3 protein-coding genes are annotated in these 1621 nt (G+C 71.9%); 1 reads left to right on the top strand and 2 read right to left on the bottom strand.

The window, feature by feature from the left end; genetic code table 11:
- Positions 1-161 precede the first annotated feature (161 nt).
- Both AOK18_RS26250 and AOK18_RS26245 read right to left on the bottom strand, forming a co-directional pair.
- Entirely contained in the window at positions 162-443 is a 282-nt protein-coding gene (locus AOK18_RS26250) for an Lrp/AsnC family transcriptional regulator (protein WP_055695953.1), read from the bottom strand.
- Entirely contained in the window at positions 440-1174 is a 735-nt protein-coding gene (locus tag AOK18_RS26245; protein ID WP_055573820.1) for a rhomboid family intramembrane serine protease, read from the bottom strand. Before AOK18_RS26245 ends, AOK18_RS26250 begins: the two co-directional genes overlap by 4 nt.
- A 156-nt stretch (positions 1175-1330) precedes the next feature.
- On the opposite strand from AOK18_RS26245, the gene AOK18_RS26240 reads away from it, so the two are divergent.
- Complete coding sequence (locus AOK18_RS26240; RefSeq protein WP_055573821.1) at positions 1331-1570, top strand: hypothetical protein; 240 nt, start codon at positions 1331-1333, stop codon at positions 1568-1570.
- The last annotated feature ends 51 nt before the right edge of the window (positions 1571-1621 follow it).

The raw sequence follows: 1621 nt of genomic DNA, 5'->3' as shown, positions 1-1621 counted from the left end.
CGGGGCGCCGTCCGGCGCGGGGAGGCCGTGGAACCGGTCCCGCGGGCCGGACCGGACGGCACGGATGAGCCCCGGACGAAGAACCCTTCATCTCCGGTCCCCCGCGGCCGTCCGGGGCGCCCCGGCGCTCCCGCCGCGCGGGCCCTCCCGGTCCGGGCGGGTCAGTTGTCCAGGCCGATCGCGAACGCGGCCTCCAGGTCGTGCTGCGAGTACGTGCGGAACGCCACGTGTGTGTCCGTCCCCTCCACACCGGGGATCTTGCTGATCCGGCCCGGGATGACCTCCGCCAGGTCCTCGTGCTCCTTGACCCGGACGATGGCGATCAGGTCGTACGTGCCGGTGACGGAGAAGACCTCGCTGACGTTCTCCAGCGCGGCGATCCGCTCCGCGATCTCGGGGATCCGGTCCACGCTGGTCTTGATGAGGACGATCGCGGTGATCACTGCTGGTTCTCTCCCTCGGAGGCCGGAGCCGGTGCGCCTCTCACTGTAGTCGTCCCCGTGAAACGCGCCCACGCCCAGCAGAAGCCCAGCCCGAAGCCCAGCAGGTGGGCCAGGTACGCCACCCCCGGCCCGTCGGACGCCTGCCCCGCGGCCAGCCACTGCAGCACCACCCAGAACGGCAGCACCACCCACGCCGGGAAGCGCACCGGCAGGAAGAACAGGAACGGCAGCAGGCTGGTCACCCGCGCCCGGGGGAACAGGAGGAGGAAGGCGCCGAGGATCCCCGAGACCGCCCCCGAGGCGCCGACCAGGGACTGGTCCGAGTCCGCGTGGGCGACGGCGTACCCGAGCAGGGCGAGGTACCCGCAGCCCGCGTAGAACAGGGTGAACCGCAGGGGACCCATGCGCGCCTCGGTCATCGTGCCGAAGACGTGGAGGAAGAGCATGTTGCCGAGCAGGTGCACCCAGTTGGCGTGGACGAACAGGGCGGTGGCCGGGGTGAGGGCGCTCCGCGCGGACCCGTCGAACACGTCCGCGGGGATCACCCCCCAGTGGCGGAAGTAGGCGCGCTGCGCGGCGAGCAGCTCGTCCCCGGTCCCGTACCCCGGGTCGAGTCCCGAAGCCGGACCGATCAGGAAGACCAGGCAGCACACGACGATGAGGGCGTGGGTCACCGGTGCCGACGGCCGCCGCAGCGCCCCGGACACCGCCGTGCTCCAGTTGCGGATCATGGATACAGAGCATGGCGTAACCGGACGCAACAGCACAGACCGCCTCGCCGCCGCGGACGGGCGGGCGGCGAGGACCCGCCAGGCCGTAGGGTTACGTGCCAGACGCGCCGGGTGCCCGCCGCGTCACGGACACTGGAAGGAAGGCGAAGAGCCACGATGACGGTTCCCCTGCCGACTGCCTCGACGCGGTGGCGCTGCACCCTCTGCGGCAACCTCACCCGTTTCGACGTGACCCGCTCGTCCAGGGTCGTGGAGTACGTCCACCTCGACCTGGCGGGGGAGCCGAAGGTCGAGGAGCGTGAGGTCCTCGGTGAGACGATCGAGTCGGTGCGGTGCCGCTGGTGCAACGCCGTGGACCAGGTGGAACTCGTCGACAGGCCGGGCGCCGGCTCCTGAGGGAGCGGGCCCCGCCCAGGGGACCCCGTACGCGGGGCCGGACACAGGCAT

The sequence above is a fragment of the Streptomyces prasinopilosus genome (assembly GCF_001419695.1).
In the GTDB taxonomy this organism is placed as follows: Bacteria; Actinomycetota; Actinomycetes; order Streptomycetales; family Streptomycetaceae; genus Streptomyces; species Streptomyces prasinopilosus.
This window is presented reverse-complemented; position numbering and strand designations above follow the sequence as displayed.

Coding starts and splice junctions, on each gene's coding strand:
- AOK18_RS26245 (WP_055573820.1), bottom strand. CDS start 1,174: ATGATCCGCAACTGGAGCACGGCGGTGTCCGGGGCGCTGCGGCGGCCG.
- AOK18_RS26240 (WP_055573821.1), top strand. CDS start 1,331: ATGACGGTTCCCCTGCCGACTGCCTCGACGCGGTGGCGCTGCACCCTC.